General features: G+C 70.0%; 22 protein-coding genes and 2 pseudogenes. 13 read left to right on the top strand and 11 right to left on the bottom strand.

Translation table 11 applies throughout. The features are described 5' to 3' along the window. Window positions 1-28: 28 nt before the first annotated feature. The 5 genes from ACFY8O_RS18610 to ACFY8O_RS18630 all read right to left on the bottom strand — a co-directional run bounded on the left by ACFY8O_RS18610 (window position 29) and on the right by ACFY8O_RS18630 (window position 4,763). A complete protein-coding gene (locus ACFY8O_RS18610) occupies window positions 29-1,018 on the bottom strand; it encodes a sugar kinase (protein ID WP_387903635.1) in 990 nt (329 codons plus the stop codon). Further along, complete coding sequence (locus ACFY8O_RS18615) at window positions 1,015-1,683, bottom strand: bifunctional 4-hydroxy-2-oxoglutarate aldolase/2-dehydro-3-deoxy-phosphogluconate aldolase (RefSeq protein ID WP_387903742.1); 669 nt, start codon at window positions 1,681-1,683, stop codon at window positions 1,015-1,017. Before ACFY8O_RS18615 ends, ACFY8O_RS18610 begins: the two co-directional genes overlap by 4 nt. Before the next feature lie 34 nt (window positions 1,684-1,717). After that, complete coding sequence (gene dgoD, locus ACFY8O_RS18620; protein ID WP_387903638.1) at window positions 1,718-2,863, bottom strand: galactonate dehydratase; 1,146 nt, start codon at window positions 2,861-2,863, stop codon at window positions 1,718-1,720. 50 nt (window positions 2,864-2,913) lie between these two features. Beyond that, complete coding sequence (locus ACFY8O_RS18625) at window positions 2,914-3,690, bottom strand: SDR family NAD(P)-dependent oxidoreductase (RefSeq protein ID WP_387903744.1); 777 nt, start codon at window positions 3,688-3,690, stop codon at window positions 2,914-2,916. Window positions 3,691-3,932: 242 nt separating this feature from the next. Further along, the gene (locus tag ACFY8O_RS18630; RefSeq protein ID WP_145811289.1) at window positions 3,933-4,763 is read right to left on the bottom strand and encodes an alpha/beta fold hydrolase; all 831 of its coding nucleotides are present in this window, start codon (window positions 4,761-4,763) and stop codon (window positions 3,933-3,935) included. A gap of 69 nt (window positions 4,764-4,832) precedes the next feature. Between ACFY8O_RS18630 and ACFY8O_RS18635 the strand changes: the two genes are divergently transcribed. The 4 genes and pseudogenes from ACFY8O_RS18635 to ACFY8O_RS18650 all read left to right on the top strand — a co-directional run. Next, a complete protein-coding gene (locus ACFY8O_RS18635; protein WP_387903641.1) occupies window positions 4,833-5,288 on the top strand; it encodes a MarR family winged helix-turn-helix transcriptional regulator in 456 nt (151 codons plus the stop codon). A gap of 105 nt (window positions 5,289-5,393) precedes the next feature. Next, a complete protein-coding gene (locus tag ACFY8O_RS18640; protein WP_387903644.1) occupies window positions 5,394-6,149 on the top strand; it encodes a ZIP family metal transporter in 756 nt (251 codons plus the stop codon). Between the two features lie 152 nt (window positions 6,150-6,301). Beyond that, window positions 6,302-6,790, top strand: coding sequence for a GNAT family N-acetyltransferase (locus tag ACFY8O_RS18645; protein ID WP_387903647.1), 489 nt, complete (start codon window positions 6,302-6,304; stop codon window positions 6,788-6,790). A 15-nt stretch (window positions 6,791-6,805) separates the two neighbouring features. Beyond that, window positions 6,806-6,991: pseudogene (locus ACFY8O_RS18650) on the top strand (GNAT family N-acetyltransferase); the annotation flags it as partial. Window positions 6,992-7,075: 84 nt separating this feature from the next. Here the strand turns inward: ACFY8O_RS18650 and ACFY8O_RS18655 are convergent. Both ACFY8O_RS18655 and ACFY8O_RS18660 read right to left on the bottom strand, forming a co-directional pair. Then, entirely contained in the window at window positions 7,076-7,444 is a 369-nt protein-coding gene (locus ACFY8O_RS18655) for a hypothetical protein (protein ID WP_387903747.1), read from the bottom strand. A gap of 388 nt (window positions 7,445-7,832) precedes the next feature. After that, on the bottom strand, window positions 7,833-8,174 hold the full coding sequence (locus tag ACFY8O_RS18660; protein ID WP_145811283.1) for a beta/gamma crystallin domain-containing protein: 342 nt from the start codon (window positions 8,172-8,174) through the stop codon (window positions 7,833-7,835). Window positions 8,175-8,908: 734 nt separating this feature from the next. Between ACFY8O_RS18660 and ACFY8O_RS18665 the strand changes: the two genes are divergently transcribed. Then, the gene (locus tag ACFY8O_RS18665) at window positions 8,909-9,742 is read left to right on the top strand and encodes an AfsR/SARP family transcriptional regulator (protein WP_387903650.1); all 834 of its coding nucleotides are present in this window, start codon (window positions 8,909-8,911) and stop codon (window positions 9,740-9,742) included. A 93-nt stretch (window positions 9,743-9,835) separates the two neighbouring features. Here ACFY8O_RS18665 and ACFY8O_RS18670 read toward each other — a convergent pair whose 3' ends face one another. After that, complete coding sequence (locus tag ACFY8O_RS18670) at window positions 9,836-10,417, bottom strand: sigma-70 family RNA polymerase sigma factor (RefSeq protein WP_387903652.1); 582 nt, start codon at window positions 10,415-10,417, stop codon at window positions 9,836-9,838. A gap of 444 nt (window positions 10,418-10,861) precedes the next feature. On the opposite strand from ACFY8O_RS18670, the gene ACFY8O_RS18675 reads away from it, so the two are divergent. Then, complete coding sequence (locus tag ACFY8O_RS18675) at window positions 10,862-11,047, top strand: hypothetical protein (RefSeq protein WP_145811276.1); 186 nt, start codon at window positions 10,862-10,864, stop codon at window positions 11,045-11,047. Between the two features lie 306 nt (window positions 11,048-11,353). Here the strand turns inward: ACFY8O_RS18675 and ACFY8O_RS18680 are convergent, their stop codons facing one another. Continuing rightward, on the bottom strand, window positions 11,354-11,881 hold the full coding sequence (locus ACFY8O_RS18680; RefSeq protein ID WP_387903655.1) for a TetR/AcrR family transcriptional regulator: 528 nt from the start codon (window positions 11,879-11,881) through the stop codon (window positions 11,354-11,356). A 717-nt stretch (window positions 11,882-12,598) separates the two neighbouring features. Between ACFY8O_RS18680 and ACFY8O_RS18685 the strand changes: the two genes are divergently transcribed. After that, on the top strand, window positions 12,599-13,045 hold the full coding sequence (locus ACFY8O_RS18685) for a DUF5707 domain-containing protein (protein ID WP_387903657.1): 447 nt from the start codon (window positions 12,599-12,601) through the stop codon (window positions 13,043-13,045). A gap of 387 nt (window positions 13,046-13,432) precedes the next feature. Here the strand turns inward: ACFY8O_RS18685 and ACFY8O_RS18690 are convergent, their stop codons facing one another. Both ACFY8O_RS18690 and ACFY8O_RS18695 read right to left on the bottom strand, forming a co-directional pair. Further along, on the bottom strand, window positions 13,433-14,092 hold the full coding sequence (locus ACFY8O_RS18690) for a response regulator transcription factor (RefSeq protein WP_145812936.1): 660 nt from the start codon (window positions 14,090-14,092) through the stop codon (window positions 13,433-13,435). Beyond that, window positions 14,080-15,429, bottom strand: a complete 1,350-nt coding sequence (locus ACFY8O_RS18695) for a sensor histidine kinase (protein ID WP_387903659.1) — start codon at window positions 15,427-15,429, stop codon at window positions 14,080-14,082. Before ACFY8O_RS18695 ends, ACFY8O_RS18690 begins: the two co-directional genes overlap by 13 nt. 204 nt (window positions 15,430-15,633) lie before the next feature. Between ACFY8O_RS18695 and ACFY8O_RS18700 the strand changes: the two genes are divergently transcribed. From ACFY8O_RS18700 to ACFY8O_RS18725, 6 genes and pseudogenes are all read left to right on the top strand, one after another. Next, window positions 15,634-15,870, top strand: a complete 237-nt coding sequence (locus tag ACFY8O_RS18700; RefSeq protein ID WP_387903662.1) for a hypothetical protein — start codon at window positions 15,634-15,636, stop codon at window positions 15,868-15,870. Beyond that, on the top strand, window positions 15,867-16,583 hold the full coding sequence (locus ACFY8O_RS18705) for an ABC transporter ATP-binding protein (protein ID WP_387903664.1): 717 nt from the start codon (window positions 15,867-15,869) through the stop codon (window positions 16,581-16,583). Before ACFY8O_RS18700 ends, ACFY8O_RS18705 begins: the two co-directional genes overlap by 4 nt. Window positions 16,584-16,586: 3 nt before the next feature. Continuing rightward, window positions 16,587-19,136 carry an FtsX-like permease family protein gene (locus tag ACFY8O_RS18710; RefSeq protein ID WP_387903666.1) on the top strand — a complete coding sequence of 850 codons (2,550 nt, stop codon included), beginning with the start codon at window positions 16,587-16,589 and terminating at the stop codon, window positions 19,134-19,136. 549 nt (window positions 19,137-19,685) lie between these two features. Next, entirely contained in the window at window positions 19,686-20,285 is a 600-nt protein-coding gene (locus tag ACFY8O_RS18715; RefSeq protein WP_387903667.1) for a cupin domain-containing protein, read from the top strand. Between the two features lie 19 nt (window positions 20,286-20,304). Then, window positions 20,305-20,451: pseudogene (locus ACFY8O_RS18720) on the top strand (IS5/IS1182 family transposase); the annotation flags it as partial. A gap of 572 nt (window positions 20,452-21,023) precedes the next feature. After that, entirely contained in the window at window positions 21,024-21,875 is an 852-nt protein-coding gene (locus ACFY8O_RS18725; protein ID WP_387903670.1) for an SGNH/GDSL hydrolase family protein, read from the top strand. Window positions 21,876-21,933 lie beyond the last annotated feature (58 nt).

The following is a 21,933-nucleotide window of genomic DNA, read 5'->3' on the forward strand; positions in this document are numbered from 1 at the left end:
AGGCGCTCCCGATGGTGGTGGGGGCGGGTCAGCGGATCGTGGAGCCCGGGGCGGCGGCGAGCAGGGCCAGTTCGTCGCGGCGGGGCAGGCCCTCCCAGTCACCGTCCGAGGCCACGGCGAACGCGCCGAGAGTGTTGGCGCGTTCGAGGCGGCCGGCCGGGGACAGTCCGTCGAGCAGTCCGGAGAGGTAGCCGGCGCAGAAGGCGTCTCCCGCCCCCACCGTGTCCCGGACGGGCACCTGCAGGGCCGGGAGCGTGTGCCGGGAACCGTCCCCGCCGTGCAGGACGGCCCCCTCTCCCCCGCGCTTGACGACGACCTCCCGGACCCCGGCCGCCAGCAGCGCGCGGACGGTGGCCTCCTCGCCCTGCGGCCGTCCGGGGAACGCACCGGCGAGGACGGGGAGTTCGTCGTCGGAGGCGATCAGGAGGGTGACGTGCTCCAGCAGCGGCACCAGGGCCCGGCCCGCGTCCCCGTCCCCCCACAGACGCCGGCGGTGGTTGACGTCCAGGGCGACGGTCCAGCCGTGGGTGTGGGCGTGGACGGCGGCGCGGCGCACTGCCTCCAGGGGGCCGGGACCGAGGGCGCAGGTGATGCCGGTCAGGTGCAGGACACGGGCACCCGCGGCCAGGGCGGGCGCAAGGTCCTCCGGGGTGAGCAGGGAGGCGGCCGAGTGGCTACGCCAGTAGTGGACGCGTACCAGATCGGCGACGCGCCGCTCCCGCAGCAGACCGCCTGTTGGTGCCTCGGGGCGGACACCGGCGTGAGAGGTGTCCACGCCTTCGCCGCGCAGGGTGCGCAGGACGAGCCGTCCGGGTTCGTCGTCGCCGACCGCTCCCGCCCAGGCGGCCCGGTGGCCCAGCCGGGCCAGGCCGATGGCCACGTTGGACTCGGCGCCGGCGATCGTGGTGCGTGCCCCGGCGCCGATGGTGAGCGGTTCGGGGACCTGCACGGCGAGCATGGTCTCGCCGAAGGTGAGAACGTCGACGCCCGCGGGTCGGGTCTCCGGGGTGGCGCTCATGCCTGCCCCCGGGAGGCGTCGGTGGCGCAGAGCGCGACGAAGGTGCGGGCGCGTTCGCGCAGGGCTTCCAGGTCACCGCCGCGCACGGCATCGCCCACCAGGGGGGAGCCGACACCGACGGCGACGGCGCCGTGCGCCAGGTACTCCTCGGCGGCCGTCAGGTCGACCCCGCCGACCGGCACGAAGGGAATGTCCGGGAAGGGATCGCGCAGCGCCTTGAGATACGAGGGACCGCCGAGCGAGGCGGGGAACAGTTTGACGGCGTCGGCTCCCGCGCGCCGGGCGGCGACGGCCTCGGTCGGGGTGAGGGCACCTGCCAGCACCGGCAGTCCGACGCGGACCGACGCGGCCAGGGACTCCGTGAGCGCGGGTGTCACGATCCAGCTCGCGCCGGCCTCCCGGGCGCGGGCCACGTCGTCCTCGGTGAGCACGGTGCCCGCTCCGATGAAGGCCGAGGGGCCGGCCTCGGCGACGGCCCTGCGGATGACCCCGAGGGCGTCGGCGGTGTTGAGGGAGACCTCGACGAGGGACACGCCTTCGTCGAGCAGAGTCAGAACGGTGCGCAGCGCGGCGTCGGCGTCCGGGCCTCGCACGATGGCGGCCAGCCGGGTGCGTCGCAGCACGGCGGGGAAGCTGTCGGTGGCGCGGTGGTGCACGGCGTTCATGTTCACGTCCAGGAAGGTCGGGGTGGGGCGGGGATCACCATTCGGCGAAGGAGCCGTCGCTGTGCCGCCACAACGGGTTGTGCCAGTCCCCAACGGTGTTGTCGGCGGCGCGGACCGCCTTCTCGTCCACCTCGATACCGAGGCCGGGGACGGCGGTGCGCAGCAGGTGGCCGTCGTGGAACTGCAGGGGCGTGGTGTCGACGAGGTAGTCCAGGGGACCCGCGCCCACGTTGTAGTGGATGCCTACGCTCTGCTCCTGGATGAGGAAGTTCGGCGTACCGAAGGCGACCTGGAGACTGGCGGCGAGCGAGACGGGCCCCAGCGGGCAGTGCGGGGCCAGGAGTACGTCGAAGGTCTCGGCGAGCGCGGCGATCCTGCGCACCTCGGAGATGCCTCCGGCGTGGGAGAGGTCGGGCTGGAGGACTGCCACTCCGGCGGTGAGGGCGGGCAGGACGTCGGTGCGCGAGTAGAGGCGTTCCCCGAGGGCCAGCGGTACGGGGGACGAGGCGGTCAGGTCGCGCAACCGGTGGGTGTACTCGGGGAGTACGGGCTCCTCGACGAACAGCGGGTTGTAGGGGGCCAGGTGCGGCAGCAGCTTGGCCGCGTTGGCGACGGTGAACCGGCCGTGGAAGTCGACGGCGAAGTCCCGGTCCGTGCCGAGGGCCTCGCGGGCGGCGGCGGCGCGGGACACCACCTCGTCGATGTCGCGGACGGTCGCCAGCCGATTCATCCTGCCGCCGGCGTTCATCTTGACGGCGGTGAAGCCCGCCTCCACCTGTTCCCGGACCGCTTCGGCGATCTGGGAGGGCTCGTCCCCGCCGACCCATGTGTAGGCCCGTACCCGGTCGCGTACAGGGCCACCGAGCAACTGGTGCACGGGGGCGCCGTACACCTTGCCGGCGATGTCCCACAGGGCCTGGTCGAGTCCGGCGACGGCGCTGGAGAGAACGGGGCCACCACGGTAGAACGACCCCTTGCTCATGGTCTGCCAGTGGTCCTCGATACGCAACGGGTCCTGTCCGATGAGGAGTTCGGTCAGCTCTCCTACGGCGGCGCGGACGGTGGCCGCACGGCCCTCGACCATCGGCTCGCCCCAGCCGACGACACCGTCGTCCGTTTCGACACGGCACAGAAGCCAGCGTGGTGGCACGGCGAAGGTCTCGACGCGGGTGATCTTCATGCTTCTCCTAGGTGCGGCCGGGGCGGGGTCCGCCGCGGACGGGCGCGTTCTCAGGACGAGGTCTTGTACGCACTCCAGCCACCGTCCACGACCAGCGAGGCGCCGGTCACGAAGGAGGCGTCGTCACTCAGCAGGAAGGCGGTGGCGGCGGCCACCTCCTCGGGACGGCCGAGGCGGCCTGCCACCGTCTGCTCCGCGCTGGCACGCCTGTCCTCCTCGCCGATGCCGTCCCAGGCGCGGGTGAGGACGGGGCCGGGCAGCAGGGCGTTCACCCTGACCTCGGGCCCGTACTCGACGGCGAGTTGGCGGGTCAGGCCGGTGAGTCCGGCCTTGGCTGCGGCGTAGGCGGGGCGGCCCGGGAGACCGACGAGGGCGTGCACCGAGGAGATCAGGACGGCGCTGCCCCGAGTGGCGCGCAGATCCTCCAGGCATGCCTTGAAGCCCAGGAAGGCGCCGGTGAGGGTGACGCCGAGCTGCTGGTTCCACTGGTCCAGGGTGGTGTCGTGCGCGGGGGCGACGCGCACGGCGTAGGCGTTGGAGACGAGGGCCGAGACCGGACCGTACGCCTCGCGCACGGTCTCCAGGGCCGACGCCCATGAGGTCTCGTCGCTGACGTCGGTCCGGTGGAAGAGGGCCTCGCCGCCGGCGTCCCGGATGGAGCGGGCCGTACGCTCGCCCTCCACGGTGTCGATGTCGGCGACGAGCACACGGGCCCCCTCGTCCGCGAGCCGCCGGGCGGTCGCGGCTCCGATTCCGCCGGCCGCTCCCGTGACGGCGACCACGCGTCCGCCGAAACGGGACGCTGCCGGGGGACGCTGCGGATACATGGACGACACGGGCGGCTCCGGAGGCTGCGGAACGGACGGGCGGCGAGGCGGTCGGCCGGACGTGACCGGCCACCAGGTTTATTAAATATTAATTATTGAACGAGGCCAAGACACCTCGCATGAGGCGCAGGTCACAGCACGGCGATACGGCGCGGCCGACCTGCGGCGACGCCGGTGCACCCGGTGGAGGCGCGCAGGCTCGGGGAACCTCTGCCATTGCGTCCGCCCCGCAAGGTGCCGTATCAGCCCAGGAACGTCGCGAGGTGCTCGTTCAGTTGCTGCGGCGCGGTGAGAGGCAGCGAATGGTGGGTGGCTCCGGGCAGTACCACCACCGTGCCCTGGAAGAGGCTCTGGCGGGCCCGGTCGGCGACCTTCCCGGAGTGGTGGGCGCGGCTGTCTTCCGCGAGCAGGACCAGGACGGGTGTGCGGAGGTCGGCCACCCGGGGGCGGCGGCCTGCGATCAGCTTGCGGCCGGGAGCGGTAGCCGCCAGGGCGTACAGGCGTTGCCAGGTCTCGTTCGGCCGCGTGCCCGCTGTCTCCCATGCGAGGAAAGCGGAGGCGCGGGCACAGCTGGGCCGCAGGAGGTGGGGCAGCGCGCGCAGCAGGTAGCCGGGCCGGAAGCCGGCGAAGACCTGGGTGGGGTCGATCAGTGCGAGGCGGTCGACCCGTTCGGGCGCGTGGAGGGCGTACCGGACGGCCAGCCAGGCGCCGTAGGAGTGCCCGCACAGATGGGTACGGCTGAGGCCGAGCCCGTCCAGCAGTGCGTCCAGCCAGGCCGTCAGATCGTCGGCGGTCTTCAGGGGCCTGCCGTCGCTCCGGTCGGTGCGGCCGGCGTCGCCCAGGAGGTCCACGGCATGGATCCGGTGGCGTCGGCCCAGAGCCGGGGCGTTGGCGAACCAGACCAGCCCGGTGGCGGAACCGCCGTGCAGCAGCACCAGCGAAGGGCCGTCGGCCGGACCGTACACATGGACGCGGGTGCGCCCGTAGGGGGTGCTGATGTCACGCTCCTCGGTGCCATCGGGCCAGAGGGAGCGGAGTTCGTCGTAGGCGAGGTCGAAAGCGGTCCCGGACACTGTGCTTTCCTCTCGTTCAGCGATAATCTCGTTCAGCGAGATACTACGCAGGTGTCCCAGGGAGCGTGGATGAACGACCGAAGCCCGTTGATGCAGCTGGTCCACACGCTGCGCGCGGTGACCGTCGAGTTCGACCTGCTGGGCGCCGAGTTCGCCGCGCGCCACGGGCTGCACCCCACCGACGTACGGGCGTTGATCCACCTGCTGGACGCGGCTCGGGACGACATCCCCGCGACGCCGGGGTGGCTCGGTCGTCAGATGCGCCTGAACTCCGCCGGCACCACCGCGCTGGTCGACCGGCTGGAGCGGCTCGAGCTGGTCCGGCGCACCAAGGACCTGGCCGATCGGCGACGTGTGCTGCTGGAGGTGGAGGAGAAGGCCACGGAACTGGGTTGGTCCTTCTTCGGGCCGGTGATCACCGACGTGATGGCGGTGGCGGAAGGCTTCGACGAAGGTGAGGTCGAGACGGTGCGAAGCTTCCTGGCCGCCGTGTTGCGGTCCAGCCGGCAGGCACGGTCGGCCTGACCCACGCCGCTCCGCGCCGCTGCCCTCGGCGCGGGTGGGGCGGCGCGGGCGCCTGGTGGGGGACGGAGATGATCGCTTCAGTGTTCTGCGGGTATGTGTGGGCGTATGGCAGAGGTGGTCGAGGCCGGCGGTTGGGGTCTGCTCGCGGGTTCCGCGCTCCTGGTGGGCGCTGTGCTGGGGTATGCCCTGCGCATCCCGCAGTGGGTCAACGCGTCGGTGATGGCATTCGGGGCGGGTGTGCTGCTGTCCGCGGTTTCCTTCGAGCTGGTCGAGGAGGCCTACCAGTTGGCCGGGCTCGCCCCGGCGGCGGTCGGTACCGTGGCCGGGGCGGTGGCCTACACGGCCGGCAATGTGCTGCTGGCGCGCCGGGGGGCCCGGCATCGCAAGAGGTCGGGTGCCCACCAGCGGCAGCCGTCGGAGACCCAGGTGGCAGGGTCGGGTCTCGCTCTGGCCCTGGGGGCGCTGCTCGACGGCGTGCCGGAGTCCGCGGTGATCGGGGTCAGCCTGGTGGACGGCGGAGCGGTGAGCCTGGTCACCGTCGTGGCCGTCTTCATCAGCAACGTGCCTGAGGGCCTGTCGAGTTCCGCGGGCATGCGGGCGGCGGGCCGGGGCCCCGGTTACGTCTTCGGCGTGTGGGGCGGTATCGCTGCGGCGAGCACCGTGGCCGCGGTGCTGGGGTACTCCGCGGTGGGCGGCCTGTCCCCCGCTGTCATCGCCGCCGTGACGGCATTGGCCGCGGGCGCCATCTTGGCGATGATCGCGGACACCATGATCCCGGAAGCCTTCGAGAACGCCCACCTGGCCATAGGCCTCATCACGGTCAGCGGCTTCCTTGTCTCCTTCAGCCTGTCGCACCTCTGAGGCGCGCGGAAGGTGGCAGGGCGCGCGTCATCCAGCAGCCGAGGGGCATGTGTCATCTGCCCGGGAGGTGCGGCCGACCGGAGGCACGGACGGGAAACGCGTTGCGTCCCGTGGGGCAAGCCTGGATGCTGGCTGGCCGGAGGTGGTGAAGGGTGGCCGATGTCGTGGTGAAGCTGTCGGTACGCGATCTGCGGCCCGCCGATCTGGCGCACTGCGGGTGGTCAGGGTCTGAACAGCACGTGGCCGGCGTCGCGAAACAGTTGGAGCGTGCCCGGCTCGGAGAGGTGGACTACCTTGCGGTCTGCCCCGCCACGGACATTCCGGTGGCGAAGGTCGGGGTCGATTACCTGGTCAAGGAGGGGGTCGGCACTCTGTGGCAGCTTGCGGTCCATCCCGCCCTGCAGTCGTGCGGGATCGGCACGCTCCTGGTGGAGGCCGCAGAGCGGCGCATCAGGGACCGCGGCCTACGGCGGGCCGAACTCGGGGTGGAGGAAGACAATCCGCGGGCTCGCGCACTCTACGAACGACTCGGTTACGTCGCGTTCGATCGTCAACCCGACGCGTGGGACGAGAGAGCCCCGGACGGATCGTTGTACCGCCACGAAACGATGTGCACGCTGATGCGCAAGGATCTCTCGTAGAGGTTCGACCGCGTCGTGCGACGCGGGGCGTGTTGTCGGCAGGTCGACATCGCCTACGGGCTCTACCCAGCCTGGCGCGGCCGAGGCGTGGCAATGCGCGCGGTCACCCTCGTGTGCACGTACGCGGCGGCCCAGGAAGCAGCTCAAGCGGTGATCCGAGTGGATCCGGAAAACCCTGCGTCGGCAGCGCTCGCGACGCGATCGGGCTTCACCTGCGCCACGCGGCTTCGGGATGCGGACGGGACTCGGTTCGACCGGTACATCCGCGATCTCCGAGCCGGCCGATCAAGTCGTGGGCATGATCTCGTCGGCGGCGAGGGCACCCAGGAGCCGGGCGAGGGGGTGCAGGTGTTCCGAGCGCTCCTGACGTCGCGAAGATCGTGGCACAGGTTCGGCGCGCATCGGCGGAGCCTCGTACAACGCGGCGACCAGGGGCAACGTGTCGCGCTCGGCCGATTCGCTGAGCGACCGGCGCGAGGAGATGATCTTGCGCCACGCCGATCGGGCGCGGCGGAACTGCGGCACGCGGACCGGGCCACGTGCCGCAGCACTGCTGTGCGTGGGTGCTCTTGACGCGCCCACAGCACTCTCAGCGAGTGCGACCGCCTGGGCGACGGACGCGCCGATTACGCCGTCCTGCCGGGTCGCGCTCACGATCTGACCGTCGCACACTGCCACCGCATCATCTGCTGGAGCCGGATGCCACGTTCCGATCGTGACCGCCCGCCCGGTCGTGGGTCAGCGCCGCCATCCGCGGTTCGGCGAACGGCGAACGGCGAACGGCGGCCAAGCGGACGGACGCTGAGCGGGAACTCGCCCAGCTCTGGGTTCCTGTGGAACGAGGAACCTTTCGCCGGAGCCTCGGCCCCCGACGACGGGCACAGCCGCCGCGGTCCCCACCGTCAGTGGTGACGCTGAGGGGGTTCGCCTATACAGCTGCGCCCGACGGCGCGCGGCCTCCGCGACACGGTGGAACCCAGAACCTAGTTCTCGGACCGTCATTGACGAGGGCCGGCGAACGCCTTGATTCGCGGCAGCGGTGCTACCAGATCCTGATCTTCGTGATCTTGTGGATGGGGGCGCCGGTGATGCTCCCGTATGCCCACTTCTCAGCGGTGAAGCTGGCCGTCGGCGCGCCCAGTGTCGGCACGTACTCGAACGTGACCTTGTTGTTGCCGGTCCAGATCTGGTCCACACCGTAGACTGCCACGCTCGTCGTGCCCGCGTTGGCGAAGCAGAGGGAGCCGCCTGAGTTGTGAAGCGTCAGGTAGCCCATTTCATTGCAACCGACGCGGTTGATGGCGGACGCCGACGAAGCCGGCAGTACAACAGCTATGGCTCCGGCCGCCGCGACGACCGCGAGGCGTGTGAAGAAGCGCTTCACTGGTGAGTTGTTCCTTCCATGGTGGTGTGGTGCCGCCGGGGCCAACAGCACACGGCGGCATCGCAGGGACGCACACGCGTCCAATGATCGCAACGTGGGATTGGATGCTCCCGTTCACCACTCCAAGCGCTTTTCTTCGGAGGCGCTCGCGATCTGCCTGACGGTCTGTTGACCGCTCGTCATGAGTCGCTTCTTCACACTCCCGGCGGAGTGCGGGAACAGGTCACGACCCGCCGTTGCATACCGGGCGCCCTCGTAAAGCCCTGCCCGCAGGGCGCCATCAGGAGACAGCGGACCGGCCCAGCGCGTGGCCGGTTCGGACGGGGCGGAGCGTCCCCGTAGCCCCAGCCGCTCACGGTCCCCACCCTCGAACCGGAGCCGACTTCGGAGGTGCGCGATCCCGCTGATGAACCGAGCACCGCCATCCCTCGTACATCTGGTGCAGGGCCGGAGGTTTCGGGGAATTCGTGCGGCTGCATCAGGCAACTGTCCGCACCCCGCCGTCGCACACCCAGGAGACTCCACGGCCACGAGACCCGGGCGGTGAGCACGGGCAACCTCGGCGGCGGTGTTCCCGGACAGTGACGTACCTCATTCCTGCCACGCCCGCGTGTTCGCCTGCGGCACCGGCTTGTTCGCCGGTGCCGCAGGCGGCCGGCGCGGGGCATCGACTCCTCCGGGTCGCGTGCGAGTGGGCCAAGGGTTTGTTGTCCGTGATCCGAGGAAGTGGAGCGATGATGAGGGAGCCCGTGGCCGGTGGATCGGAGCGGTTTCTGACGGCCGGTCCCGGGGGGCAGAACGCACGCCGGGAGCAGGGGCTGTTCTTCAGCGTGCTCGGTCCGTGCGCCGCCGAGGGCGAGCGGGGCCCGGTCGATCTGGGCCCCCCGCAGCGTCGGGCTCTGCTGTTGTGCCTTCTGCTGGAGAACACGCGGCCGGTGAGCGTGAGCCGGCTGACCCAGCTCCTGTGGGCGGACCGGCCCCCCTCGTCCGCAGCGTCATCGATCCACGCGCACATCAGCCGGTTGCGCTCGGCCATCACCGGGGCCAGCCCCTCGTCCGCCCACTCGCTCCTGCTCAGGAGCAGCTTCGGGTACACCCTGCGTCTGGCCCCGCAGCAGCAGGACACCACCGTGTTCGAACTCACCATCGAGCAGGCCCATGACCTGGCGGAGCGAGGTCATGGTACGGCGGCCCGTCTGGCTGTGGAGCGGGCCCTGGCCCTGTGGCGGGGACAGCCCTTCGCCGAGTTGCAGGGGCACCCGGTCACCCGGTCGGAATCACTCCGTCTCGAAGAGTTCCGCCGCACCGCCCACGACCTGCGGGCCCGTCTGTTGCTGGCCGAGGGCCGGCCCGTGCAAGCGGTGCTGGCAGCGGAGCAATTGGTCGCCGAGGCTCCCCTGCGCGAGACCGCGTGGGTGACCCTGATCAGAGCGCTCTGTGCTGACGAACGCTGGACAGAGGCCCTGGGTCGTTACGAGATGATCCGTAACCTCCTCGCCGAGATGGTCGGCACCAGCCCCGGCCCTGAACTCCAGGAAGTCCGCCGCACCCTCCTGCGCCACGTCTGAAGGCGACCGACCCCCGCCGGTATCCACCGTCCGCGATCCGCGCGGAGCCCTCTGGCACTGCCCACGGCCGGCCGACGGCCGTCGAACCCACCGCTACACGCCGGTGATGCCTCGTTGTGCCAGTGCTTTGCGTAGGGCGCGCATGGCGTAGAAGGCGCGGCTCTTGACGGTTCCGGGTGGGATGCCGAGGTGCTGGGCTGCCTGGGCGACGCTGCATTCGAGGTAGTACATGAGCTGGATGACGGTGCGTTGCTGCTCGTTGAGGTCCTGCAGGGCTTCGAGGACGACGTGGGAGGTGAGGGTGGAGTCGGTGCTGTCCCAGGAGGCGTCCAGTTCCTCGGCCGGCATGAGTTCCAGGGGGCGGATCTGGCGCGCCCGGTGGTGGTCGATGACGAGGTTCTTGACCACGGTGAAGAGCCAGGGGCGGACGTGGTCGTTGCGGGTGCCCAGGAGCTTGGCGTGTTTCCACGCACGGGCTGCGGCCTCCTGGAGGATGTCCTCGGCCTTGTGCCAGTCGCCGTCCAGCAGGCGGGCGGCGTACCGGACGAGCAGGGGCCCGTACTGGTCGTAGATGTGTGTGACGAAGACGTCGCAGTCGGTGTCCGACGCGGTGTGCCGGGCATGGACCCGGGCTGGAGCGGGGGTGGCGACCCTCGCGTCCATTATCCCGTTCATAGGTGGCGCTCGATCCTGTTCAGGTGTTCTGTGGCGTACCTCCCGCACCGGCGGGAGCGTGAGACCCACACTGTTCGGACCGCCTTGGCCAAACCTTGTCGCCTTCTTGTCGTACGGATGAGCCCTGCTCTTACGCCTCCACCGGGCCGCAACGGCCACCGAGAGCGAAGAGTCAGCGACAAGCAGTCACCGAAACAGCATCGGTATGAAGCGGTCCGCAGGCCAGTGGGCGCCGGTGACGTCAAGAGCGTCCGGCGGTGTGAACCGATTCCGGTCTCGCGCCGTTGTGGGGGTAGGCGCCCCGTTCATACGCGGCCGGCGCCACGGCCGGTCGCTTCTGCGTTGGGCGGTGGGCCGCGGATTCCCTACTCCCGCCTCGTCGAGGCGGCGCTGACCCTGCGATGTGAACGTGTCGCCGGGGTCGAACGAATTGGAGGCATCGCCATGGGCGAAGATCTCACCGATGACGCCGGCGTGACATCCCGTCAGGCTCGTTTCGGTAAACTTCCCGAGCGGATACCCCTCGAGGATATGATCACCGAGGAAAAAGCGACGCCGAATGACACGAGCGCGTCCGAATACGATCCCGAGAACTCATTGCGGTTCTATGCGTGCCTAGCGCTTGATTAGCCGCAGCATGGGCGCGCGCCAGCGAGGTTCCCCTAATTCCCGGACAGCGGAATTCTGTGCTGTTGAGCTGTGAGCTGCGCGGTGGGGGAACCTCCAGGGTTCCCGCACCGCCCGACTGCAGGCTTCCGGAGTGGTCCGGTGCAGGGCCGCAGAGCCGATCCCGGGGCTGCCACCGCCTTCGACGAGGTCCAGGTCGGTCTGGGTCCCGATGGTGACGGCTGAAGCCTCCACTGGCGATCACGACGCCCTGTCCGTTCACCCGGACGTTGGGCTCCGCCGACCCGAACGCCCCCGATCGCCTCGTCTTCAGCGCGGCCTGTAGTCCAGGCTGGGCAGCACGACGGAGGTGAAGTACGCGCGCAGACAGGCCGTATCGGGCTCTGACCCTGTCAGCGCCCGCTGTGACAGGATCGCGCCGATCACCAGGTGAGGGAAGTACGCGACGGCCGGGCAGTCCTCGGTCACCTCCCCTCGCTGCACCGCCCGGCGGAGCAGCAGCCGGAGTGCTTGCAGGTACCCGTCTACGACATGCCGGCGCAGGGCCTCCGCGAGGTTGCTGTCGCCGCGTATCGCATGCGCCAGTCCGGAGTAGAGGCGCGCGGTCCGCCCCCCGTCCTCTCCGGCCCTCACGGCGACCACGTCCAGATCGCCCGCCAGCGTGCCGGTGTCGATGTCGTCGATGCGGGTGCGTTCGCTCTGTTCGAGCGCCGCTGCCACCAACTGTGTCTTGTGCTTCCACCGGCGGTACAGAGTCGCTTTGCTCGTGCGGGCCTTCACACTGACCATGTCCATCGTCAGCGCTTCGAAGCCCACCTCTTCGAGTAGTTCCCGCACCGCGGTGAAGATGGTTCGCTGACGCGCTTCGCTCAGCCTGGACGATCGTGATATTGAGCTTGGCGGCGTCGTTTGCATCAGAGCTTCCAGGTCGTAGCGGTGGTCGGAGTGAGTCGCCGGGCTGTGGTGGAGCGTTGCTCCGCTGATGGGACGCGCCCCGGTGAAGGCCTGCACCGTGCCTCTGCGTCTGCCACAGTCGGCGCTGGGAGGACGGTTCGCCGTCGACCGCTTCTCCCTCACCCGCACGCCAGATCTGGGCGGCCCTCACGAGGCACGGCCGTTCGACCACTCAACGGAACGAATGCCCCGTCGGTTCACGTACGGCCGCCGCATGCGCAGCGGCCGTCTCGTTGCCCTACGGCAGTGGGCCACGCGATGCCCCGCTCGGCCGGCCTCGGATTCGTGGCGTCGAGGGCCAGAGGCGGGGGCAGTCGGTGAGCGGCCCCGTCGGCCAGGCTCCGGGCGGAGGCGGAACACGTCTCACCGACAGATCGCTCGGCGGACGGCCGGAGGCGGACTCCTCCGCTGGTTATACCCGGCAATCATCCATCCGCGCGAGGACCGAACGACACGGCGAGCCTAATCTGGAATCCACAGGAAGGAAGTCCGAAAGCGTCCGCCTCTGCGGATTCCCGGTCTTCGTATCCTTCGCCCCTTCCTTCCTCCCATCTGCGGGCGCAACGGCGCCTGCTCCGGCATGAACCAGGAGAAACTCCCATGTCCAAGCGTTTCCTCATCCTGTCCCTCATCGGTGCTGCGGCCATCGGCGCGGTGACGGCCGGCGGCCTCGCCATAGCCTCGACCTCGGAGGAACCGACTCTTGAGAAGAGCGCGGTCAGCTATGTCGCTCCGGCCGACGGCAAGGCCGGCGCACTCACCTTCACCACGGACGTGCGGGACGACTCGGGTGTCCGAGGGCTCAAGGTCGTCGCATGGCCCGCGAGCTCGAAGCTCGATCCGACCGAAGCGGAGATGCGTCATGTGGAGAGCGCCACGTGCCGCGTGACCTCGGACACGTCCTCCCGCTGCACCTACACGTTGAAGGTCGACGGGGAGGCGGCTGAACTGGTTCGCGGCACCTGGTACGTATCGGCTCTGGCGACGTCGGAGGACCAGGGCACGGTGTTCGTGTCCCGTGCGGCCACATTCGACGTCGCCCGCTGACGGCTCTTGCTGGCCGAGCGCGTGCGCGACGTGCGCTCGATTTCCTCAGCACGCAGCCGGCCAAGGACGGACCGCCGAGAGGGGGCGGGCCTTGGAGTCAGTTGCTGCCTTCGACCTGGCCGGGCTCGCCCGTGAGCCTGCTCCCGCTCACGGCATTCGGTGCTCGTCGGACCACGTGGCCGTGTGGCGAGCCGGCTGTTCGATGCAGGGCCGCAGCCAGGGGCGAGCTGCGGCGCCGAGGTCCAGCTCGCTCGTCGCCGACGGAGCAGGTGCCGCAACCGAGCCGCTGCGGAGCGGCCTTTCCACCGGCACACACAACCCGGGGCTCGCACACGAGGGCCGTCGCGGACGCGTTCAGTCGCCTGTGGCGAGCCCGCCGTACCGCCGTCAGACCAGACGCCGTTCCTGCTCCAGGTACCGCAGCACGGCTGCGACCCGGCGGTCGACCTGGTCGGCAGGCGACAGGTCGAGCTTGGCGAAGATGCTGCGGATGTGTTTGTGGATGGCACCTTCGGTGACGACGAGCCGCTCGGCGATGGCCGTATTGCCCAGTCCTTCGGCCATCAGGCCAAGGACATCCTGCTCACGAGGGCTGAGCCGTTCCAGGCGGGGGTCCTGACGGGAACGGCTGAACAGTTGCGCGACGACCTCCGGGTCGATGGCGGTGCCGCCGTCCGCCACGCGCGACAGCGCGTCGAGGAATTCCTCGACGCGGCCGACCCGCTCCTTGAGGAGGTAGCCGATTCCGCCCACGCCGCCGCTGAGCAGTTCGGTGGCAAAACTCTGTTCGACGTAGGCGGAGAGCACCAGGACGGCCAGATCGGGTCGTCGACGCCGGGCCTCGACGGCGGCACGGACCCCTTCGTCGGTGTGGGTCGGCGGCATCCGCACATCGAGGATGGCCACGTCCGGCCGGTGGGCGTCGATGGCCTCGAGCGCGCCGTCAGGGGTGCCCGTGGTGGCAACGACATCGAGTCCCTCTGCTCGCAGGAGCAGAGCGAGCCCTTCCCGCAGGAGTGGGTCGTCTTCGGCGATCACGATCCGCATGGCAACTCCACCTGGAGGATTGTCGGGCCGCCCGGAGGGCTGGTCAGGGAGAGATTACCGTCGTGCGCGTCGACCCGGCGCCGTATACCGGTGAGGCCGGAGCCGGCGTTCCCGCCCGTGAAGGCTTCGCCCTGATGCGTACTGCCGGCACCGCCGTGGCCGTCGTCCTCGACGCGCAGATACAGCCGGCCGCCCCTGCTGCGGACCACGACCTCGGCGTGCCGGGCACCGCTGTGTTTGGCGATGTTCGTCATGGCCTCGGCCACGATGAAATAGGCGGTCGCCTCGACGGAGGCGGCGCAGCGTTCGGGCACGTCGACGTCGATCCGGCACGGTACCGCGCAGTGGGCAGCGAGCCCGGACAGTGCGCCGAGCAGTCCTCTGTCGTCCAGGACCGGAGGCAGGATGCTCCGGGAGACCGACCGCAGTTCGGCAAGGGCCTGTTCGGCGGCGGACTGGGCACGCTCGAGGAGCTCGTCGGCACCGGCCGGGTCACGCAGCATCATGCGGCGGGCCGCGCCGAGCAGCACGGTGGCGCTGACGATGCGGTTCTGGGTGCCGTCGTGCAGTGACCGCTCGATGCGGCGTAGTTCGGCTGCGTGGGCGTCCAGCGCCGCGGCCCGTGTGGCCGTCAGCTCCGCAACGCGCCGTGAGAGATCAGTGCCCGGGGCGGCGGCCAGGAGGCTGCGTCCGGGCCTGTCCTGGAGGCGCGCCATGCCGGGCGTGAGCCCGAGGATGATGACGATCCAGCCTACGCCCAGGAGCCCCACGGCCAAGGCGTCCGGCCAGGAGTGCGCGGTTCCCAGGCCCAGCGAGGTGGCGGTCGCGTCCTTGGGTGCGAACCGCCAGTACAGGGGGAAGGCGGTGTCACGGATGGCGGCGATCGGCAGGCAGACCCCGATCAGTCCGAGCAGACATCCCAGCGTGGCGTGCCTGACGAGCCACCTGAGTTCCCGCTGGGTGGTGGGATCGACGAGAGCGGGCCGCAGTCGCACCGGTGGGGTCTGCGGGCCGATGACTTCGGGGCCCCAGCGGCCGAGCCGCACGCGTTCGCGTCCGGCCAAGGCGTGCAGCGCGCGCAGCACGGTAGGTGCCAGCAGGAGACCGACCCCTACCGGACTCGTCGCGAGGGTGAGGACCACTACGAGCAGGACGAGCAGGGCGAGCAGGGCGGTGTTGAGTCCGGAGGCGAGCTGGGTGAGAGCGGCGCCGGCCGTGCCCAGCAGCCGTTTGATGCCGCTCTTGGGGTCCGCATCCGCTGTCGCCGGCTTCGCGTCCCGGGGGGAAGGGACATCGGTGTGCTGGTGGGCCGCCGGAGCTTGCCGGTGATGGGCCATCCGCTCTCCGTTCTCTGCGTCCGTTTCTCCGGACCGCTGCACTGAGGACCTTAGGACGTGACCTGTCCGGTGTCGGCCAGGGGGGCGGGAGGTACAGCCTGCTGTACCCAGGCCGGGCGGGCTGCGGGATCGGCCGGCGGGGCGGCGATCCATACCGTCGGTGATGACCACGGAACATCGCCCGCCACCGACGGAGGTACCTCCATGCCGCACCCCGACCCCTACCGCTCCGACCACGCGGACGGGCCGGCCCTGTCACCCGGGCTCACCCGGGGAGCCGTCCTGCGTTCACTGCTGTGGATCGTGGTCGTCGTGAGCGCCGTCGCCAACATGGTGGCCTCCTTCGGCGGAGCCGAAACCTGGGTGCACCTGGTGTGTGGTGCGGTCACGGTGCTCGGTGGCGGCGCCCTCGTGGTGCGCGGCCTGCGGAGCCGTCCATGAGCGCGATCGTCCTCACGCACGTCGGTAAGGAGTACGCGGGAGGCGTGCGCGCCCTGGAGGACGTGTCCCTGACCGTGGAGCGCGGAACGTTCCTTGCCGTGATGGGGCCGTCCGGCTCCGGCAAGAGTACGTTGATGCACTGCGCCGCGGGCTTGGAGTCCCCGACGTCGGGAAGCATTCGCATCGACGGCCAGGAAATCAGCGCCCTGGATGAGACCCGGCGAACCGAACTGCGCCGCGAACGAGTGGGGTTCGTCTTCCAGGCGTACAACCTGATCCCGTCGCTCAGCGTCCTGGACAATATTCTGCTGCCGCTGCGGCTGGCGGGCCGCGCTCCGAACCGGACCTGGCTGAACACGCTGGTACAGCGGGTCGGTCTCGCCGACCGGTTGGCCCACCGGCCTGCCGAGCTCTCGGGCGGCCAGCAGCAGCGGGCCGCCCTCGTCCGGGCTCTGGTCGCGGAGCCGGCCGTCGTGTTCGCCGACGAGCCGACCGGTGCGCTGGACCTGCGCAGTGCCCACGAGGTCCTCGACTTGCTGCGGGATGTCGTCGAGCGGCTGAACCAGACCGTGGTGATGGTCACCCATGATCCGGCCGCTGCGGCACGCGCGCACCGGGCACTGGTGATGGCAGACGGCCGCGTGGTCGAGGAGCTGGACAAGCCGTCCGCCGACGCTCTGGCCGGTCGGCTTGTCGCGCTGGGACGGGGGTGAGCCGTGTTCCGTCTCGCGATGCGCATGGCGGGCAACCGGATCACCGCGCTGATCGCCATGGTGTGCGCGGTGCTGGGCGGCGCTGCCCTGATGACCGCAACCGGTGTCCTGGCCGAGTCCGGGCTCCGCTCCCATCTTCCCGTGGGGCGTCTGGCCGGGGCGGACGTCGTGGTCGCGGCCGACCAGGAGTTCCACCCGCAGGGGGATCTACCGATCGCGCTCCCGGAACGCCGCAGGATCCCCGCTTCCCTGGTCAACGCACTGTCCGGGCTGACCGGGGTCGAGGCGGTGGCCGGGGACATCGCCTTCCCCGCAGCGCTGGTCGACGCCCGTGGAGGGGTCGTACCGATCGACGGCCCCGGGACGGCCGGGCACGGCTGGTCCTCGACCAAGCTCCTGGCGGAGCCGGGCATCGAGGGCCGCGCGCCTGGGGGTCCGGGCGAGGTCGCCCTCTCCCGAGCGATCGCCGGCGCGGCGGGGGTCGGTGTCGGCGGCCGTGTCGAGATCGTCGCCGCCGGACGACCCGCCGACGGCTACCGCGTCTCGGCGGTGGTCGACGCACCGGACGCCGGGATCCTCTTCACCGACACTACGGCCGCACGGCTGTCGGACCGCGTGAAGGCTGCCGGAGGGCCGCATGCGGACACGGTCGACCTCATCGGTCTACGGACGGCGCCCGGCGCCGGAGAACGGGTCGCCGCCGAGGTCCGTACGAAGCTGCGAGGCACCGGTCTGGAAACGGTCACCGGGGCGGCTCGTGGAGACCTGGTGTCGCCTGGTGGCGGTGCGTCCCGCTCGCTGTTGGTCGCTCTGTCCGGCTCGCTCGCGGGGATCGTTCTGCTGATCACCGGGTTCGTCGTATCGAGCGCGTTGGCCGTGTCGGTCGGCGGGCAGCGCCGGGACTTGGCGCTGATGCGGGCAGTCGGCGCGACGCCCCGTCAGGTCAGGCGCTTCGTCGTCGTGCAGGCCACGGTCATCGCGGGCACCGCTCTCGTCCCCGCCGTCGGACTGGGCCATCTTCTGGCCGGGTACGCGCGCCGGATGCTGGCGGACCAGGGGGTCGTCCCGGAGGCGCTCCCCCTGTATGTCAGCCCCCTGCCGGCCGTCGCGACGGTCACCCTCGTCGTCCTTGCGGTACAGATCGCGGCCCGGTGTGCTGCCTGGCGCACCTCCCGGCTACCCGCAACGGAAGCGGTCGTCCAGTCACGCAGTGAACCCCGGCAGCCGTCCAGGACACGGACCCGGGCTGGAATGCTGGTCATCGTCGCCGCGACGACCCTGTCGGTCGTGCCCCTCGTCGCCCGCACCGCTCTCGGTGCCGCCGCCACCTCTCTGGCGGGCATCATCGGTGCGATCGGCTTGGCGCTGGTCGGTCCAGCACTCGTCCGGCGCCTCGGGACGGCCGCGTCCTTGCGCACCCGGCCCGGCGCCTCCGCCTCGGCCTGGCTGGCGATGTCCAACATCCGCGCCCACGCCCTGCACAACGCCGGGATCGTCAGCGCCCTGGCCATGGCTGTCGTCTTCGTCCTGACCTACACCTTCGCGCAGACCACCGTGCTTGCCGCCACCACGGACGACGCCCGGGCAGGCACACTCGCCCAGCAACGGCTGACCGCACCGGAGTTGGGCGGTCTGCCCGCCGACACGCTCGCCGCCGTACGGAACGTCCCCGGGGTCCGGGCGGCTGCTCCGGTCAGTCGCACATCCGTGGTGTACGAGTACGCGCAGTTCGGGGAGACCGTGGCCGAGTCCGCATCCGCCATGGTGCTCACCTCGGACGCCTCCCAGGTGCTCGATCTTGACGTACGCCGCGGCAGCCTGGACAGGCTGACAGGTCGCACCGTCGCCGTCAGCGACGATGTGGCCGCCTCTCTGGGAGCCGAGGTGGGCGGCAGGGTGCGCCTGGTCCTCGGTGACGGCACAAGGATCGCAGCCGAGGTCGTCGCCGTGTACGCCCGAGGGCTCGGCTTCGGCCCGGTGGTCCTTTCCCATGATCTTGCGACCGGCCACACCACCGCCGCACTCGACCAGAGCATCCTTGTCCGCACCGACGGCACCGTCCGGGCCCGGCAAGGGCTCGACGCCTTCGCCTCGGCTCGTCCCGGCTTCGTCCTCCAGGAGGCGGATCCACGTCCCGCGGACGGTCTGAAGGGCTCGCCACCGGAGGTGTGGATCAACCTGGCCGTCATCGTCGTCCTCCTCACCTACCTCCTTCTGAACATCGCCAACAAACTCGTCGCCTCCACCGCCCAGCGCAGGACCGAGATGGCAGCCCTCCGCCTCAACGGCACCACACCCGCACAGATTCGTGCGATGGTGCGCCGTGAAGCGGCGTTCACGATCGTCACGGCGCTCACCACGGGCCTGCTGCTGTCCGCGGTTCCCCTCGCCTTGGTGGGCCAGGGATTCCTCGGCCGCCCTTGGCCGGCGGGTCCGATCTGGCTGCTGCCTTCACTCGCCCTGGCGGTCACCGTGACGGCCGTCCTCGCGGTGGAACTCCCCGCACGGCGCGCGCTGCACACGCCGCCCGCCGAAGCCTGCCGAGCGCAGTAGGCCCACAGCGCCCGGTCACCCTTTCGCGTTGGCGTTCCAGGGTGTGTGCAGAGCCGCTGGGTGGAGGCGTACGGAATGCTCGGAGATCATCTGGCGCACCCCCAGAGAAACTCAGTGAATCAGCCCTCTGCCGACATTCTCGTGAACCGGGGGCCGCGAAGCCACGTTGTGACGAGTGGAGATGCACGCTTCAGGTGCGGATGTGAGTGCGTGTGCCTGAGGGCGTGAAAGAGACACCCCAGGAATAAAGAACCTGCAGAGTGAGGAGTGCCATCGTGCGAATCGCAGTCGTTGCTGCGGCGGGAGCCGTGGCCGCTCTCGTCCCCGCGTCCTCCTCCTCCGCAATCGACCGCGTCAGCCGCAACGAGGCCGAATCCACGCTGTTCCGCAGCTCTCAGGACGAGGGCGGAGTTCGCTCTGCCGCCGCGGTGAGCGTGAGATGGCGCTCTACGGCGTGGCCGGAACGCCACCCGGAAAGAATGCGGTGACGTTCACGTACCAGCAGACTCCGGGCGGGCCCTCGTACACCGCCGAGGAATCACTGATCACATGAGCGGCCCTCACGCGCCCGAAGACAATGGCACGTCATCTCCGGCAGAAAAACGCCGCCATACCTTCAGAAAACGCATTCCCGAATTCACCATTTCCCGGAACTCGCCGGTTTCGGATCACTCGATGGAGCTCACCATGTTGAATCGTCGCTCTCTTCTGCGGTCTACCAGTGCGGCAGCGGTTGGCACGCTCGGCGTCGCCGCACTCGCCTCCCCCGCTGATGCCTCCTCCCCGGAACCCCGAGTTCACCCTGCCTTCGACCCCGACCCGACTGCCGGCGTGACACGCACCCTGCTTCAGGAGAACCCTTCACCCGCCAAGGGCTGGAAGACTGTGCAGACACTCGTCGAGATCCCTCGGCGTAAGGAGTCAGGCCGTCACAGCCACCCGGGAGTGGAGGTCGGCTACATCGTGCGCGGCGACGTATCGATGGAGTTCGACGACGGAACCACCCTGCGCCTTCGCACGGGCGACCCGTTCTTCATCCCCACCGACACGATTCACAACGCTCGCAACATCGGGAAAGTGACAACGATGATGCTGTCCACCTACGTCGTCGACGAGACCAAACCTCTGGTGACCACCCACACCCACTGAGCTGTTCGGAGTCGTCACTGATCGGGTGGGGCCGGCGGTGTACCCCGAGCACCGCCGGCATGGGGTGAACGTGCAGGTGGTGACCGACCCGGTCGGCCGGCTGCTGTGGATCTCGCCTGCACTGCCCGGCCGAACCGTGGGCGTCAGCCGCCTCCGCCTCCGCCGCTGGTGTTGTCCGGCCCGAGGTCATGCTCCCGGCTCTGGTTCGCGCCGGAACCCCAATGCTCGTAGCAGATGAGCCCCGCCCCGATGAGCAAGACGATCCCCGTAGCTATCAGCGATATCCATGCGCCGGCGTCCATACGTGCGGATGTACCCCCCGCTGTCAGTGCGAAGCCTCACCCGGGCCTCCATCGATCCGGAGCGGTGCAGTGGGCGCAGTCGACTTGGCTGACACGCCGGGTGCCTGAGGCGATGCTCTCCACTCGGTTGCCCGCGTCCGTGCGATCTACGGCGCTACCGGCCCGCGACGCGAGCCCTGTCCGCGTACCTCACCCAGTACGGATCCAGCGGCCGTTCCCCCTGCTTCAGGAACGAGACGAGGCTTCAGCTGAAATCCCTAGGTCATGAGAGGGCGAAGTGCCGCGCGCGGTGAACCGGAGATGTGCCGACGCCGTTGAGACGGAGACGCGCCCGCGCACTCACAAGCGGGGCGACGCTCAGCACTCCTCAATTTCTCACCCCCAAGGGGACTGAATGCCTTCTTCCCACCCCTTTTCGACGTTCTGCCGACGGACGGTGACGGCCGCTGCCCTCACCGCTGCCACGGCCTCGCTGTTGTTCTCCGGGTCCGGACCGGCCGGGGCGGTCACCGCCTCCGGGCAGGGAGCGGTCGACAACTACGTCGCCCTCGGCGACTCCTACGCCGCCGGCACCGGTCTGCCCCGGCAGACAGACGCAGAGTGCAAGCGGTCCGAACAGAGCTACACGTGGTGGATCGCCCAGACCTACAAGCCGGCCGTGTTCAAGGACGTCACCTGCAGCGGTGCCACCACGCGCTCGCTGTGGAACAAGGAAGGATCGTCCGCCCCGCAGGTCAATGCTCTGAGCAAGGACACGGACCTCGTGACCGTCACGCTCGGCGGCAACGACCTGGGGTTCACCAACGTGCTCACCACATGTGTGCTGGCCGGAATGGTCACCAAGGAGGGCACTCCTTGCCGCGACCAGCTGACCGCTGGTGGCAAGAACCTGGACGCGGACTTCGCGAGGCTGAACACCCGCATCCCCGACATGCTCACCGACATCAAGCGGCGCAGCCCGCAGGCGCGCGTGGTCGTGGTGGGGTATCCGAACTTGTTCCCCGCCGACGGGAGCACCTGCGGCTCCTCGGTGCCTCTGGCCAAGGGCGACATGGCCTGGCTCAACCAGGCCACTGATCGCCTGAACCTGGTGCTGGAGACGGCGGCTCACCTCAAGCAGGCCGAGTTCGTCAACCCGTCCTCCGTCTTCCGCGGCAGGGACATGTGCCAGCCCGCGGCCAACCAGTGGGTCAACCCGCTGTTGCCGCAGACACCCGGCTCCGCCCACCCCAACACAATCGGTCACCTGATCACGGCCGTCGAGGTGTACGACCGGCTCAGCAAGTAGTCACGTAGGCACAGTCAGCCCGTTCCGCCGGTCGCACGAATTGGCCGACCCGGTGGAA

The organism is Streptomyces argenteolus (assembly GCF_042902585.1).
Lineage (GTDB): Bacteria > Actinomycetota > Actinomycetes > Streptomycetales > Streptomycetaceae > Streptomyces > Streptomyces argenteolus.